Raw genomic sequence first — 14,552 nt, 5'->3', positions numbered from 1 at the left:
CTATTTAATTTCTGAACAAAATTAAGTAATGTAGTGACGTGGCAAAGCTAAAATGTTGCAAAAAAATTGTAGGTTGGGTGGAGCGGAGTGCAACCCAACATATATAGCAATCCTATTTGAGTTGTGAAAATTAACGAACCGCCAAGACGCCAAGAGCGCCAAGAAAAGAAAGAGAAGTTTTCACAAATGATTTAGGACTGCTATATCTAATCCACTATTTTAAGCTTGCCACAACACTAAAAATTACTTAATATGAACACCATGAAAAATAAAACCCATCTAGAAAATATCTAAATGGGATAAATCGACTAACTACTTATTATTAACTGAATGCATATTTCATGGGCAAACCATCCTGAAAAACTAGTAATTCTCCCGGTTGAATTTTTGTCCAAACTTCGTTGTCAGTCAGGGGTGTAGTGGCAATGACAGCGACGCGATCGCGTTCTGTAGTTACCTCCCGAAAATCTACAGTCATGTCTTGGTCAATTAAATGGGCAGCTGCAAAGGGCGCTTGGCGGACAATGTAGCTGAGTTTGGTTGAACAATAAGCAAAAAAGTGGATTCCATCAGATAATAAGTAATTAAATATACCCACTTTTGCAATTACAGCAGTAATTTCTTGCAGTACAAAGTACAGTTCCTTGACGTCAGGCTTACCGTGGGGGAAATGCGATCGCAATGTTTCTAGCATCATACAGAATGCTTTTTCGCTATCGGTGTCACCTACGGCTTGATAAAATCCCATATTTTCTGGTTCAAAATTTGGCAAATTACCGTTGTGGGCAAACACCCAATATTGACCCCACAATTCTCTGCGGAAAGGATGGCAGTTGTGTAAGGCAACTTCACCCTGAGTAGCTTTGCGGATATGGGCTATGACATGGGTTGAGTGGATGGCATAACTCCGCACAAACTCTGCGACAGGAGAAGCAACAGAAGGTTGGGCATCTAAAAACATCCGACATCCCTTTCCTTCAAAGAAAGCAATGCCCCAACCATCGCTATGATCATCTGTTTTTCCTCCCCGTGCAGAAAACCCTTCAAAAGAAAAGCAAATATCCGTTGGAACATTGCAATTCATTCCGAGCAATTGACACATGGATGTTGTCGCTCTCAATTTTTGACTACGGCCTCAGAATCAAGATACTTCAGAATGCTGCCTTGATTCTGGAGCGATCGCTTCAATCTGAGAATTTCATTGGGCATTGGGCACTTGTACTGAGCGAAGTCGAAGTATTGGTCATTGGGAAGAGGCAGAGGGGCAGAGGGGAGAATAAAAAATTAGCTCTTTCCCCTCTGCTGTTAATCTTTCTTAACTAATTACGAATTACGAATTACGAATTACGAATTATCTAAGACATTTGCTGTAAATATTGTTCATAGCCTAATTCTTCTAGTTTTGCTTGCTTTGCAATTACTGATTCACATAAAGTTTTGCGATATTGTTGCACTCTTTCTAGCAATTCTGGTTGATGAGTTGCGAGGATTTGTACTGCTAAAAGTCCGGCATTTTTGGCATTACCGATCGCCACTGTTGCTACAGGAATACCCGCAGGCATTTGTAAAATAGAATACAAAGAATCCACACCCTGTAAGTTACGAGTGGCTACAGGAACACCAATAACAGGAAGTGGAGTTAAAGACGCTACCATTCCCGGCAGATGGGCAGCACCACCGGCACCAGCAATAATTACTTTAATACCGCGTTGGTGTGCAAGTTGAGCATATTGCACCATGCGTTCTGGGGTACGATGAGCAGAAACGATCGCCACTTCGCTCTCAACGCCAAATTCTTCACAAACTGCGATCGCGTCTTTCATGGTGGGCAAATCGGAATCGCTGCCCATGATAATAGCAACTAAGGGAGTCATAATAATTAAAAATTAAAAACTTGTACTGAGCTTGTCGAAGTATTAAAAATTAAAAATTATTTGAGCTAGGTTATGCCAATTATCATCTCATCTATTGGCGTTGTTTGAATTGATTTATTGATATTTATTGGTTCCGTCTAAAATCAGATTTAGCAATATCTCGTCAGTGTGATGACCCAAGCAACACAAAATCCTGTAGATATTATCAATGCTAGAGTGCCAGGTTACAAAGATTTGCAGATGCTCTTGGTTAACCAAGAGGGCATAATTGAGCAAATCTTGCCAATGGGTACAGTAGAGATGCACAGATGTACCTCCCTACTAGATGTAGCAGGTGACTGGATTTCTTTAGGCGGCGTTGATTTGCAAATTAACGGTGCGTTGGGTTTGGCATTTCCCGAATTGGCGGCTGAAAATGCTCATATACTCCAGAAAATCTCACAATTTTTATGGAATGTTGGGGTAGATGAATTTTTACCGACACTTGTGACAACTTCAGTCGAAAATATTCAGCGATCGCTTGCTATTATTGCTGAAGTTATCCCCAGTCAACAAGCTGGTGCGAAGATTCTGGGAGTACATCTAGAAGGCCCATTTTTGAATTTCCAAAAGCGCGGCGCACACCCAGCAGAGTATTTGTTACCCTTAACAATTGATCAGGTAAAGCGGGTTTTGGGTAATTATGCTCATGTTGTGAAAGTTATCACCTTAGCACCAGAGTTAGATTTAACTGGTGAAGTAATTCCATATTTGCGTTCTCTGGGAATTACTGTCAGTTTAGGACATTCTCAAGCAACAGCCGCCCAAGCGCAACGTGCCTTTGAGGAGGGTGCAACGATGGTAACTCATGCTTTCAACGCCATGCCAGCACTACATCACCGCGAACCAGGATTATTAGGGGCAGCAATTACCCATCCTGATGTAATGTGTGGTTTTATTGCTGATGGTGAACACGTTTCGCCCACAATGCTGCAAATTTTACTTCGCGCTAGCTATCAAGAAAAAGGGCTGTTCCTCGTCAGCGATGCCCTTGCACCTCTGGGGCTACCCGATGGCCTGTATCCTTGGGACATTCGGCAAATTGAAGTTAAAAAGGGTACCGCACGACTGTCCGATGGCACTTTGTCGGGGACTACTTTACCTTTGTTGGTGGGAGTACAGAATTTGGTGAAGTGGGGAATTTGTGACGTAGAAAGTGCAATTTTACTAGCTACTAATGCACCTAGAAAAGCGATTGGTTTACCAGGAATTGTCAAGAGTCAACCCGCTAATTTATTGCGCTGGCATTGGGATGAGACTACAAAAGAATTAACTTGGCAACGCGTTCTCACCGCAGAGATGGTGAAGAAAGCAGGAGGTTGGAATTTATCTGTTGCTCTCAACCCCATCTAAGAGGATGTTTGAAAAGTGTCCTATAGCACATCAAATTCTGACATTACCCCCCCAACCCCCCGATATATTGGGGGGCTTTAAGAGACTATTTCCCCCCTTTTACAAGGGGGGTTAGGGGGGTATTAGATATTTCGGGTAACAAATATAACTTATAAAAAATATCCAACTATTTCTTGTGGGGTGCGCGGCACGAGCGCCCAGTAACCAAAGGCGGGCAAATCGGCCCACCCCACAAGAACTGAGCTTAGTTACGTGCATTTACTCATTGCTTTTTTGCTTTTTTTGTGATATTTTTCTGACAATAAATACATTAAATTGATAGTGTTACCGTAGTTTAATAGAAGCCAGAAATATGAAAATCTCTATAAGGCAATACAGTTCAGTTAAGCATTTTTTTCTTCTCTCTGCGTCCTTGGCGTCTTGGCGGTTCGTTAAAAAAATTGACTTTGTAATAGAGTTTTAGGCTTAACCCAAGCGTATTGCTCTATAAGGCTGACATTCAAGCAAGCGCAGTTGAAAAAGAGCAAAAGCGCAGCCCGTTGTAGGCATTGCTATTGGGAATTAATCTGATGTCTCAGAATAAATCTATAGAACCTGCTTCAGTCCACAGTCGAATTCTCGTGCCTCAGAGGTATCACAGGCAACCTGTAATTTCCCGCCTGGTGTCTCGTTATGGTTTAACCGTCAATATCAAAGCTGCATCCTTGACATCCGACAGTGACAGCGATGGCTGGTTTGATTTGGATCTTTCGGGAAATCCCCAAAAACTGACAAATAGCTTATCTTACTTGCAAGGATTGGGAGTGAATTTGCTGGAATTAGCGATCGCTACCCAGATTCAACCCAACCAGCCCTCTTTAAATTTCCCACATCCAGTTAGCAAACTGAGTCCCAAAAACTCTGTATGGCTGACAAATCAATGGCAAGAACAATTCCAGCAATGGATTTCTCTCGGTCAAACCAATCGATTGCGCTTACAACTGTGCGTCTTAAAATCTTATTACGAAGAACCAGTGATTTCTGAGTTAGTTTCTCGTTATGGAATAACAGTCAATATCACCAGTGCTAGACTGCAACCCGATACCGAAGATGACGGCTGGTTTGACTTGGATTTGTGGGGGAGAACAAAGCAACTCTACTCTAGCCTGAGTTATTTAGAAAAACTGGGGCTACCAATTTGGCTGGATTTGTCTAGCGTTTAAGTAGAGCGATGTGAATAATTCAAGGTTTGTAGTGAGCGCCTCGATCCCTCATAAGAGGACTAAAGTCCTCACTACGAACTAATCTCAATATTTTTACATTACTTAATCTAGTTTGATTTATTCTCACCGACTTACTTGTAGCGATGTCTACGACGGGCTACGCCTACGCTAATTAATAAATTTATCACTATCCAATGGCAGCACTAAATAACCAAAAAACCAATTCCCAAACCAGATTATCACTGGTTTCTTCAGTTTATACAAAAAGCGAAGTCACCCAGATTCGTCTGCGGATATATATTCCTAAATGCTATCTGCAAACGCCTGTGATTTCGCAGTTAATTTCTGCTTACGGCTTGGTAGTTAATATTACTAAAGCTATGCTACAACCAAATACAGATCAAGAAGCATACTTTGACATTGAACTGCGGGGAACAGAGGCACAAATCTCTCACGGACTGGCTTACCTGGAATCTCTGAATTTGAGAATTGTGGGCAAGCCGAATGCTGACGGCGACGGCTGGTTTTGCTGAAATAATCTAAATTTCGTAGTACCAAATTTCTTCTTCTCGCAGCACAATTCGATGCAGGGAAAGACGATTAATCAGTCCCTCTTGCTCAAACTGTCCAAGAATACGAGTGATAGTCACACGAGTTGAACCGAGCATTTCCGCCAGGTCTTCGTGAGTCAGACGCATATCTATTAAACGTCCTTTTTCAACTTCCGAACCAAACTTTTTAGATAACCATGCTAACAGCTTGATCAGCATAGTTTCGACTTTTTTATGGCTACGAATAACCATCAATTCTTGAGCCTGTTGGATATGGGTAAGTAGAGTTTCTGTTAGTTTAGTCCATTCCTCTAGAGGTAAGACTGTCGCCTCTACTTTAGTTAGGCATTCCATTTGGTAAGGTTCTAATTTTGACAAAGCCTTACCAACGATATCTCCAGGCCCCCACAACCCCAGAGCCACGGTTGTACCATCTTCCAGATAGGTAAAAGTCCTGATAAAACCCGTTTCAATTTTCCAGAGTCCGTTTTGATGCTCTGGCAGAAATGACCTACGGGCAAAAATTTCTTTAGTATTATTACTTGTTGAGCTAGATAAGCTTGTGTACAAAGACACCATATTATTTAAGCCTATTCTCCGATAAATTAACCGTAGTATTATATTTATATCAGGTTATGAGAGAGTGTGAATATTTTAAAGAGGGGAGTGGGGAGTGGGGAGTGGGGGGATGAGGGAGATGAGGGGGATGTGGTTCGACTTCGCTCACCAACCGGGGGATGAGAGGGATGAGGGGGATGAGGAGGAATAAAATAACCAATTCCCCATTCCCCATTCCCCATTCCCTAAATTCCTGCACCATCAAGAAAATCTTCAATTATCCCATCAGAATTTTTGCTCTTAGGGTTGTCGGTTGGTTCGTTGTCAAACTCTGTTGGGGAGAAACTTGATTGTTGCAATTGCTCGAACTGTTTCTCTAGTGCCTTGACGCGTTCAAATAAAGCGCGGATGACTTCAGCTTCTACGTCGCGGACTTTATCATGATCCAAAACATTGGTAGACGAGTTGTTCTGACGAGTCACGCGCCCTGGAATCCCCACTACAGTAGTGTTACTGGGGACATCTCGTAGCACCACAGAACCGGCTCCAATACGGACGCGATCGCCTATTTGAATATTTCCTAATACTTTTGCACCTGCTCCCACAACTACATGAGAGCCTAAAGTTGGATGGCGTTTGCCGCTTTCTTTCCCAGTTCCGCCAAGGGTGACACCTTGATAAATCAGCGCGTGATCGCCCACGATCGCTGTCTCGCCAATTACAACTCCCATCCCGTGATCTATAAACACTCCCTGGCCAATTAATGCCCCAGGATGAATTTCAATTCCAGTTAAAAACCTACTAATATGAGAGATGAATCTTGGTATAAAGGGAATTCCAATTTTATACAGCCAGTGTGCTAATCGATGAAACACTAGAGCCTGAAGTCCAGGGTAACAGAACAATACTTCTAGCCAGTTACGGGCTGCTGGGTCACGCTCAAAAATGGTTCGCAAATCAGTTAGTAGCATACTCTGTTAAGGTTTTCGTTGGTAGGTGAGGCTCTGAAAACAGAAACTCAGGATAATTCCCACAAAAAGATCAAGTCATTTGTGAGAATTGTGTAAGATAATAATCTACGGTAAGTCGATAGGATAGAGTGTTTTTGTGGGTAATAAGTGGGATGCTATCACATTCCACAGTTGAAAAAAATTAATTTCGCATAAACTGCGATAAGTCCCCCAATTCACCGTAGTATATTGAGTACAGCCTTGAATAGCCAAAACTACGCTCTCTTGGATCTGTCTTCCAAAGTGGAATACGCGCTGCTAGCACTATTAGAACTGGCAAGCCACCACGGGAAAAAGCTTCCTCTAACCATGAGCGAGATCACTGCCAAGCAACCCATACCTGAACGCTATCTGGAACAAATTTTGACCAACCTCCGGCGTGCTGGTGTGGTGCAGAGTCAACGCGGCTCTAAAGGAGGTTTCGTTTTAGCTCGTGAACCTTGGCAGATTACAATACTTGAAATTGTCACTTTGGTAGAAGGCGAGCGGAAAGAGAAAGATACCTCTGACTCTCCGACTCTGGAAAAGACTCTGGTTTATGAAGTTTGGGAGCAAGCTAACGCTGCCTCAATTGAAGTTTTGGGTCGTTATACACTCCAAGACTTGTGCCAGGAAAGAGAAACTCGCGCACAGCAAAGTCCAATGTATTATATTTAGACACGAGGGAGTACTTACATGCGGATAGCGAAAGATATCACAGAGTTAATCGGCCGAACTCCTCTAGTTCAATTAAATAAGATTCCCCAAGCTTCAGGAGCGGTTGCTCAGATTGTGGTGAAGCTAGAAAGCATGAACCCAGCATCTTCTGTCAAAGACAGGATTGGTGCGAGTATGGTGCAGGTGGCGGAAGAAGCAGGCTTAATTCACCCTGGAAAAACCGTTTTAGTAGAGCCGACTTCTGGAAATACAGGAATTGCGCTGGCGATGGTAGCGGCCGCCAAGGGTTACCATCTTATTCTAACGATGCCTGACACAATGAGCCACGAAAGACGATCGATGCTCAAAGCTTATGGCGCTCAACTAGAGTTAACGCCGGGGGTAGAAGGGATGCGAGGAGCGATCGCTCATGCAGAGGAGATTGTAGCTAAAACGCCCAATGCTTATATGTTGCAGCAGTTCCGCAACCCTGCTAACCCGAAAGTTCACGCCGAAACCACAGCCGAAGAAATTTGGAATGATACCGATGGAGAGGTAGATATTCTCGTGGCGGGAGTGGGTACTGGTGGGACGATTACCGGAGTTGCAGAAGTTATTAAAAAACGGAAGCCGAGTTTTCAAGCGATCGCAGTTGAACCAAGCAACAGCCCAGTATTAGCAGGTGGTAAATCCGGGCCTCACAAAATTCAGGGTATTGGTGCGGGATTTGTCCCAGCAATTTACCGTTCAGAACTGGTGGATGAAGTGATTCAGGTAGCGGATGAGGAGGCGATCGCTTACAGCCGTCGTCTTGCAAAAGAAGAAGGATTACTATCAGGGATTTCTACTGGCGCTGCATTGTATGCTGCAATTCTTGTAGCACAACGACCAGAAAATGCAGGTCGCCTAATCGTCATGATCCAGCCCAGCTTCGGCGAACGCTATCTCAGTACTTCACTGTTTAAAGATCCAGAAGAGAATGAGTGGTTGAGTAAAGTTTAATTTTTAGATTTTATAGACTTCTAAAAAATAAATTATTTCGTAGGGTGTGTTCGTGCGATCGCGTAACCCACCTATTATCTGTTAGGCGGTGCGTTACTGCTTACGCCTAACACACCCTACATATACTTATAGGACTCATATTTGATTATTGAAATATACGTAGGGTGCGTTACGCCAAAGGCTAACGCACCGCCCAAAGGTTTAGGTGCGTTAGGCTACGCCATAACACACCCTACATACTACTTAGATTTTTTCAGAAATCAAATCATAGTCCTATAGATTTTTTCAGGAATCAAATCGGATTCCTATATAAATCTAAAATTTGCTTGATTACCTACTAGAATTTTCGCCAATTTCATCGGTACTTTCATTATTTTTCACCAAAATAATCAAACATACACAACTAGCAGCTAGCTTTATTAAGCTCAAAGCTCCACTTTTTAATACAATAAAAACACCTAATCCTATAAGAACAAAAGGTACAATATTATTACCATAACGAGTCAATACATCAGCTATTACTCTGTATTTAATTAATTTGTATGCCGCATAGCACCAAATTCCTAACAATAGAAAAAATAATCCGATAATTATCACAAAACTCTCTAAGTCGCTGCTAGCAAATAACGGCACATAGACACTAATATTATCACTACCATTTGCAACTGTAACAGCTGCTACGCTGTAAGTTTGAGGAGATAATAAACTAGTAATTGTTGATGCTTCAGTTTCTTCAGTTGTAGCTACAACTTCCTTTAATTCATCTTCTTGCTTATTGACTAAACTGCTGATACCTATGGCAATTGGTAGTAAACCAAGTAATCCAATCCAGCTTTTTGATAAAACTAACCCACCAAATAAACCAGAAAGGCTAAGGATTAACAAAACTGTAAAACCTAGAAACTGACCGGCAACTATATGCCTGCGGCGAAAGTTAGCATTTATTTGAGAAAAAAGCAACAATAGAATGACAATATCATCAATATTAGTGGCAATGAACGCGATCGCCCCAGTAGTAATTGCAGTAAGTAACTCGTTCATATTTTAAGAGAAACATAGACATGCTTTTATCTTGCAGGAAGCATCTCACCTGAGACATTTCTAGAAATTAAATATGTGTTATTCAGAACCTTGTAGAAACGTAGCACTGCTGCGTCTCTACATTCTTTTTTACCAGATGTGTAAGTAAATTCTTGTTTTAGGTCAAACTGGTGTAAGAGAAAGAGCTATCTGCAAAGATAAAATTCTCAAAGCCAGTTGTCGAAAGGGTAATGAGGTTGCCATTGTTGTTGAAGGTAATGTTGGCTGGGTTTAGACTATTGCCAGAAATAACACCAGATACACTAACTTCAGAACGCTTGAAAGCTCTTACATCAAGGGTGTCAAAACCTTTGCCACCGTCAACAATTGCAGACCCGAACCCTTTGAAATAGTCATTTCCAGCCCCTAGTTCAAAGCGGATACCGCCACCGATAGTGACTTTCTGTTGAACTTTATCGATCTTACTGGTAGCGGAAACTCTGTCATTCCCATTGCCAGTCTTGATGATTCCTTGCCCATAAATCCCATAGGCAATACCACCAATTGTGGTTGTTGCTTGTCCGGTGAGGATGTCATGGTCATTACCAGTATCAATGATGCCGTCATTGAAGATGCCATAGGCTAGGGTGTTTGCTTGCAAGCTTTTTGCAGAACCCTTAATCGTGTCCTTGTTCTCACCAGTAGTGATAATAGCTTTTTTAATGTTCTGGATGCCGATGGTAGTAGTGCCGATGCTGCTTTTGCTCGACCTTGTGATGATGGTGGGGTCTTCGATGTTTTTGTTCTGGCTGCTAATGCTACTAGGGCTGATGCTCTGTGCGGTGGGGATGGTGTCATTTTTAATGACGATCGGGAATGGCGATGTAATAGGGATAATTGTATATTCGCCGTTGCTACCGACAGTACCAGTACCGATGAGCGTATCTTCTCCTTTGCCAGTATTTAGTTTATCACTGTTACTAATGCCGATTCCAGCACCGCCGTAGCCGCTTTTCTCTCTAATACTGTAATCACTGGTAGTGCCCTCTGCCAAACCTTTGCTACCAGCACCACCAGTACCAGTACCACTGATGGTATCATTTCCGTTCCCTGCATCAAAATTGCTACTGTTGCGGATGCCGATTCCAGCACCACCAGTGCCACCAGTACCACCAGTACCAGTGCTAATGATAGTGTCATTTCCGTCCCCTGCATCAAAACTGCCACTGTTGCTGATGCCGATTCCAGCACCGCCGTCGCCGTTTTCGCCCGTAGGAGAACGATAACCAATACTGGCAAGAATGGGACCATAGATGGAACCATTGCCACCAGTACCACCAGTACCGTTGCCAGTGATAGTGTCATTTCCGTTCCCTGCATTGAGAGTATCACTGTTGCTGATGCCGATTCCAGTACTGCCGTCACTACCTTTAGCTTCATCGCGTCCCTGAGAGCCTCTGCCACCGGCGCCAATGCCACCAGTACCTTTGCCAGTGATAGTGTCATCTCCTTTCCCTGCATCAAAACTACCACTGTTGCTGATGCCGGTTCCAGTACCGCTTTCGCCAATAATGTCATCGGCGGAACCTTTGCTACCAGCACCAGCAGTACCAGTACCACTGATGGTATCATTTCCGTCCCCTGCATCAAAACTGCCACTGTTGCTGATGCCGATTCCAGTACCGTCTTTACGGTATTTAGCAGCATTGCCTCCGCTAGTACTGAAATTGCTGCCGCCAGTACCAATGCCAGTGATAGTGTCATTTCCGCTCCCTGCATTCAGACTACCACTGTTGCTAATGCCAATTCCATTTGCGCTGTTTCTATTAGTAATGCTGCCGTTGGGACTGCCACCAATACCAGTGCCAGTGATAGTGTCACCTCCGCTCCCTGCATTGAGACTACCAGTGTTGTTGATGCCAGTGCCATTGATACCAGTGGTTATCAATTTCAATTTGTAGCTAAAGCCGCCAGTACCGGTGCCAGCGATCGTGTCACTTCCATCGCCTGCATTGAGAGTACCACTGTTGTTGATGCCGATGCCAGTACCAGCAGCTTTCCCAAACTGACTAGTACCAGTAGCAGTACCAGTAATACTGTCGTTTCCTGAAAGTGTACTAATCACACCTGAATTTAAAATATCAATACCAATCGCCACAGATGTATTTGACTCTTGTGCTACTAAAGTATCGATACCGGAAGTACCAATGAAATTAGGTGGAATTGTAAGTCTAGGCATTGACAAAATCCTCTCTATGAAAAGACATCTAACTTAGAATCTCTAATTTTGCGAATCAGTCAAAATAATTCGTAATTCGTAATTATTACCCTACGACTGAAGTCGCTTGCTTTGAAATAGCGCTTGCGTTTGAGCAGAGGTTTCTTCCAGAACGTAGCCTCTTAGAGTCTGCGTCTCGTAGAGAGCCTCTAGCTTTGCTATTGCGTGTCGCTACTCTTAAGCAAGCTAACAACAGCGTCTTTGTCAGAAGAAGGTAAGAGAACTTTGTAAGAGATTGATATTGATTCTGAATTCTTTTTCAATTACGAGTTACGAATTATTTGAGCAAGCTCATAACTGCTTTCTATGTAATACTAAGTGATAATATGTAGACCACTACAAAATAATACAAAATCTTTATAAAGCCTTTATATCTATGCAGTTTTACTTCACACTCGCTTGATTAATTATTATTTGGGGCATCTATGCAAGAATTCTAAAACGCTCTTTCTTGAATCTCATGCTTGTAAAGGTAAAACTCTTGCGCTTGACTCTTTATAGTTGTACCAGAAGATTAATTTGACTTTTCACAGTATTTGGGGACTTCCAAGTAAAAAAATATTCCATTGCTATTGTTCACTGTTGACCGTTGACGGTTCACGAGTTTTCAGTCAACAGTCAACAGTCAACAGTCAACAGTCAACGACTTGAATGTGGAATAATTTATTTTTTGGAGTTCCCTTGGAAAACCTCTCTATTGAAAAGCTTTGAGCAAAGGAAACCTCCACTCAAACTTTTCGCTCTCTAAATCTTTCTTATAAAAGGCTACAGTGTACACACATCTGAAATGCAGAACCAAAATCGTTGTATATTCTGCTAAATACCCCGATAAATTGGGGACTTTGAGAGATTTATGCCCCCAATTTATTGGGAGGTTAGTGAGATCAAAAGTCTGTAGAGCAACTATCAAATACTTGTGTGTACACTGTAGTCTAAAAGGAGAGAGACTTTGAATTTTTCCCCTTCTCGCGTTGGGAATGAGGTTAAGAGGTTAGGTTTTGCGTGAGCTTTTCGATATGACGTGAAAAGTCAGAAAGGTTTATCACTGATTTAACTGATTTAAGGATTTCACGGAATGAAGGATAGGGTTTAATACCCCAACAATCTGTTTGTTGCAAGTTTTGGGTCGGGGTCTAAATCCCCGTCACAAAACTTAATTACGAATTACGAATTACGAATTACGAATTATTTAATTGGTATGGTGGTAAATCGTAGGTTATAAAAATCCAGGATGAGTAAGCTAGGAACAGCCTTCAGTGAAGGGATAATTGCCTTCATCGCCACTAACATAGATGACATCATTATATTGTTAATATTTTTTTCACAAGTAGATGGTAATTTTCGGCGACGGCATATCATACTTGGTCAATATGTGGGTTTTGCAGCCATTATCATCGCTAGCTTACCAGGATTTTTTGGTGGCTTAGTCGTACAGCGAGAATGGATAGGATTGCTAGGACTGCTACCAATAGCAATTGGTATTCACCACTTAGTATACAGAGAAGAAGAAACTACAACAGTTCAGACAGTCAACAGGGATTTTAGCCAGTCCACACCTACTAATCCCGTATTGTCTTTTATTTTGAGTGTTTTGCACCCCCAAACCTATAAAGTAGCGGCAGTAACGATCGCTAATGGTGGTGACAATATTAGTATATATATCCCCTTGTTTGCTGGTCATGATCTTGCCAGCTTGGGAGTAATTCTAAGTATATTTTTTGTCATGGTAGGGGTTTGGTGTGCGATCGCTTATTTTTTAAGCCGTCAACCTACCATTGCTGATATTTTAAGTCGCTACGGTCAAGCTGTCGTACCTTTTGTGTTAATTGGCTTGGGTCTGTTCATTATGTATGAGCGAGGTACATTCACTCTACTACCTTGGGTGAGAAGTTAATCAACGTTGGATTTTGAATGCTGGATTTGAGATTGAACGATGAAAACCCCAATCTGAAATTAAGGAGAAAAACTTTTAAGTAGCTCGGCGTAAATAAATTAAAGTTTGTAGTAAGGACTTTAGTCCTGATAATCCTTGTTTTGAGCGATGAATCGCTCACTACGAACTAGGATTTTATTTTATGTTTAATTATGCCTGCCTACTTACAACCAAACTCTATTAGCGAGTCTTGTCAAACCTGATGAACTAATTTCCAACTTACCATCATCAAAATAGTATAAATGATAAACCTTAGTGGGCGTTGCGGAGCTACCTGGCAGATTTTAGCGCCTACTAACACCCCTGGAACAGAGCCTAGCCATATAGGTATTACCAAACTCCAATCAACTGTTCCCAGGCTGAGATGACCGAGGGCTGTAAACAGCAGTAAAATTGCTGCGTGTGAAATATCTGTACCCACTAACTTGCGTGCATCAAGCCGGAAAAACCCAATCAGTACCAGGGCAAACATTGAACCTGAAGAGACGCTAGTTAGACCAACCAAACAGCCTAAAATTGCTCCTAAAGTGATTGTCACAAAGCGACCAAAGTTAGTTTCTAAGTCTAATTTTGGCAGTTCGGGTAAATTAAATTTGGGGAAAAAAGTTAATAGCAACAATTGCACCAGTGCTAATACTGTGACTAGCAAAATCATCACACCAAGCAAACGGAGCAAGATGTTATCCAGGTTATACTCACCTGTACGTTTAATGAAGTGCAAAATCCCCACGCCGAACAGTGAGCCTGGAACACTCCCGAATGCCAGCCATTTGACAACTTCTGTGTCAAGGGTTTTCTGTTCCCAATGCTTGACGCTACCAACAATCTTCATCAATGTGGCAGCCACAACATCAGAACTCACAGCGATAGAAGGCGGAACCTGAAAGACAAAAATTAACATTGGGGTGATGAGAGAGGCTCCGCCAATTCCCGTCAAACCAACGATAATGCCAACAAAAAAGCTTAAGAACGGTAGTAATAAATATTCCATACTTTTTGGGGGTTTCAACAATCAGTTATTAGTTATCAAAGTCCTGTTGAGTCTCCCACTTCTATTAAGTGAAACCAATTTGAAAAATGATTGCGACAGATGGAC

14 protein-coding genes are annotated in these 14,552 nt (G+C 42.2%); 7 read left to right on the top strand and 7 right to left on the bottom strand.

Going from position 1 to position 14,552, the window contains the following annotated elements; genetic code table 11:
• Nucleotides 1-322: 322 nt before the first annotated feature.
• A complete protein-coding gene (locus D1367_RS22545) occupies nucleotides 323-1,102 on the bottom strand; it encodes a class II glutamine amidotransferase (protein WP_118168341.1) in 780 nt (259 codons plus the stop codon).
• Nucleotides 1,103-1,355: 253 nt separating this feature from the next.
• Nucleotides 1,356-1,874, bottom strand: a complete 519-nt coding sequence (gene purE, locus D1367_RS22535; RefSeq protein WP_118168339.1) for a 5-(carboxyamino)imidazole ribonucleotide mutase — start codon at nucleotides 1,872-1,874, stop codon at nucleotides 1,356-1,358.
• 171 nt (nucleotides 1,875-2,045) lie between these two features.
• Here purE and nagA point away from each other — a divergent pair, with 171 nt between their 5' ends.
• The 3 genes from nagA to D1367_RS22520 all read left to right on the top strand — a co-directional run bounded on the left by nagA (nucleotide 2,046) and on the right by D1367_RS22520 (nucleotide 5,001).
• Nucleotides 2,046-3,266, top strand: a complete 1,221-nt coding sequence (nagA, locus tag D1367_RS22530; protein ID WP_118168338.1) for an N-acetylglucosamine-6-phosphate deacetylase — start codon at nucleotides 2,046-2,048, stop codon at nucleotides 3,264-3,266.
• A 569-nt stretch (nucleotides 3,267-3,835) separates the two neighbouring features.
• A complete protein-coding gene (locus D1367_RS22525) occupies nucleotides 3,836-4,468 on the top strand; it encodes an NIL domain-containing protein (RefSeq protein WP_118168337.1) in 633 nt (210 codons plus the stop codon).
• A gap of 194 nt (nucleotides 4,469-4,662) precedes the next feature.
• Nucleotides 4,663-5,001 carry an NIL domain-containing protein gene (locus D1367_RS22520; RefSeq protein ID WP_118168336.1) on the top strand — a complete coding sequence of 113 codons (339 nt, stop codon included), beginning with the start codon at nucleotides 4,663-4,665 and terminating at the stop codon, nucleotides 4,999-5,001.
• Between the two features lie 6 nt (nucleotides 5,002-5,007).
• On the opposite strand, the gene D1367_RS22515 is transcribed toward D1367_RS22520, so the two are convergent.
• A complete protein-coding gene (locus D1367_RS22515; protein WP_118168335.1) occupies nucleotides 5,008-5,598 on the bottom strand; it encodes a Crp/Fnr family transcriptional regulator in 591 nt (196 codons plus the stop codon).
• A 224-nt stretch (nucleotides 5,599-5,822) separates the two neighbouring features.
• Nucleotides 5,823-6,548, bottom strand: coding sequence for a serine O-acetyltransferase (gene cysE, locus D1367_RS22510; RefSeq protein WP_118168334.1), 726 nt, complete (start codon nucleotides 6,546-6,548; stop codon nucleotides 5,823-5,825).
• 228 nt (nucleotides 6,549-6,776) lie between these two features.
• Here cysE and D1367_RS22505 point away from each other — a divergent pair, with 228 nt between their 5' ends.
• Nucleotides 6,777-7,244, top strand: coding sequence for an RrF2 family transcriptional regulator (locus tag D1367_RS22505; RefSeq protein WP_228674772.1), 468 nt, complete (start codon nucleotides 6,777-6,779; stop codon nucleotides 7,242-7,244).
• A gap of 18 nt (nucleotides 7,245-7,262) precedes the next feature.
• Nucleotides 7,263-8,225 (top strand): cysteine synthase A, encoded by a 963-nt coding sequence (cysK, locus tag D1367_RS22500; RefSeq protein WP_118168332.1) that lies wholly within the window; start codon nucleotides 7,263-7,265, stop codon nucleotides 8,223-8,225.
• A gap of 330 nt (nucleotides 8,226-8,555) precedes the next feature.
• On the opposite strand, the gene D1367_RS22495 is transcribed toward cysK, so the two are convergent.
• Nucleotides 8,556-9,266: a cadmium resistance transporter gene (locus D1367_RS22495; RefSeq protein WP_118168331.1), complete on the bottom strand. Its 711-nt coding sequence runs from the start codon at nucleotides 9,264-9,266 to the stop codon at nucleotides 8,556-8,558.
• A gap of 157 nt (nucleotides 9,267-9,423) precedes the next feature.
• Nucleotides 9,424-11,484, bottom strand: a complete 2,061-nt coding sequence (locus D1367_RS22490; RefSeq protein ID WP_118168330.1) for a beta strand repeat-containing protein — start codon at nucleotides 11,482-11,484, stop codon at nucleotides 9,424-9,426.
• A gap of 628 nt (nucleotides 11,485-12,112) precedes the next feature.
• Between D1367_RS22490 and D1367_RS31875 the strand changes: the two genes are divergently transcribed.
• Together D1367_RS31875 and D1367_RS22485 are read left to right on the top strand one after the other, a co-directional pair.
• Nucleotides 12,113-12,271: a hypothetical protein gene (locus tag D1367_RS31875; protein ID WP_220450973.1), complete on the top strand. Its 159-nt coding sequence runs from the start codon at nucleotides 12,113-12,115 to the stop codon at nucleotides 12,269-12,271.
• A gap of 483 nt (nucleotides 12,272-12,754) precedes the next feature.
• Nucleotides 12,755-13,417 carry a cadmium resistance transporter gene (locus D1367_RS22485; RefSeq protein ID WP_118168329.1) on the top strand — a complete coding sequence of 221 codons (663 nt, stop codon included), beginning with the start codon at nucleotides 12,755-12,757 and terminating at the stop codon, nucleotides 13,415-13,417.
• A gap of 232 nt (nucleotides 13,418-13,649) precedes the next feature.
• Here D1367_RS22485 and D1367_RS22480 read toward each other — a convergent pair whose 3' ends face one another.
• Entirely contained in the window at nucleotides 13,650-14,447 is a 798-nt protein-coding gene (locus tag D1367_RS22480) for a sulfite exporter TauE/SafE family protein (RefSeq protein ID WP_118168328.1), read from the bottom strand.
• Nucleotides 14,448-14,552 lie beyond the last annotated feature (105 nt).

Origin of the sequence: Nostoc sphaeroides, from assembly GCF_003443655.1 — a bacterium.
Classification (GTDB): domain Bacteria; phylum Cyanobacteriota; class Cyanobacteriia; order Cyanobacteriales; family Nostocaceae; genus Nostoc; species Nostoc sphaeroides.
The sequence above is the reverse complement of the archived record's forward strand: the minus strand, read 5'-3'. Positions and strand labels throughout refer to the sequence as shown.

Coding starts and splice junctions, on each gene's coding strand:
- cysE (WP_118168334.1), bottom strand. CDS start 6,548: ATGCTACTAACTGATTTGCGAACCATTTTTGAGCGTGACCCAGCAGCC.
- D1367_RS22525 (WP_118168337.1), top strand. CDS start 3,836: ATGTCTCAGAATAAATCTATAGAACCTGCTTCAGTCCACAGTCGAATT.
- D1367_RS22515 (WP_118168335.1), bottom strand. CDS start 5,598: ATGGTGTCTTTGTACACAAGCTTATCTAGCTCAACAAGTAATAATACT.
- D1367_RS22495 (WP_118168331.1), bottom strand. CDS start 9,266: ATGAACGAGTTACTTACTGCAATTACTACTGGGGCGATCGCGTTCATT.
- D1367_RS22480 (WP_118168328.1), bottom strand. CDS start 14,447: ATGGAATATTTATTACTACCGTTCTTAAGCTTTTTTGTTGGCATTATC.
- D1367_RS22485 (WP_118168329.1), top strand. CDS start 12,755: ATGAGTAAGCTAGGAACAGCCTTCAGTGAAGGGATAATTGCCTTCATC.
- D1367_RS22520 (WP_118168336.1), top strand. CDS start 4,663: ATGGCAGCACTAAATAACCAAAAAACCAATTCCCAAACCAGATTATCA.
- purE (WP_118168339.1), bottom strand. CDS start 1,874: ATGACTCCCTTAGTTGCTATTATCATGGGCAGCGATTCCGATTTGCCC.
- cysK (WP_118168332.1), top strand. CDS start 7,263: ATGCGGATAGCGAAAGATATCACAGAGTTAATCGGCCGAACTCCTCTA.
- nagA (WP_118168338.1), top strand. CDS start 2,046: ATGACCCAAGCAACACAAAATCCTGTAGATATTATCAATGCTAGAGTG.
- D1367_RS22490 (WP_118168330.1), bottom strand. CDS start 11,484: ATGCCTAGACTTACAATTCCACCTAATTTCATTGGTACTTCCGGTATC.
- D1367_RS22545 (WP_118168341.1), bottom strand. CDS start 1,102: ATGTGTCAATTGCTCGGAATGAATTGCAATGTTCCAACGGATATTTGC.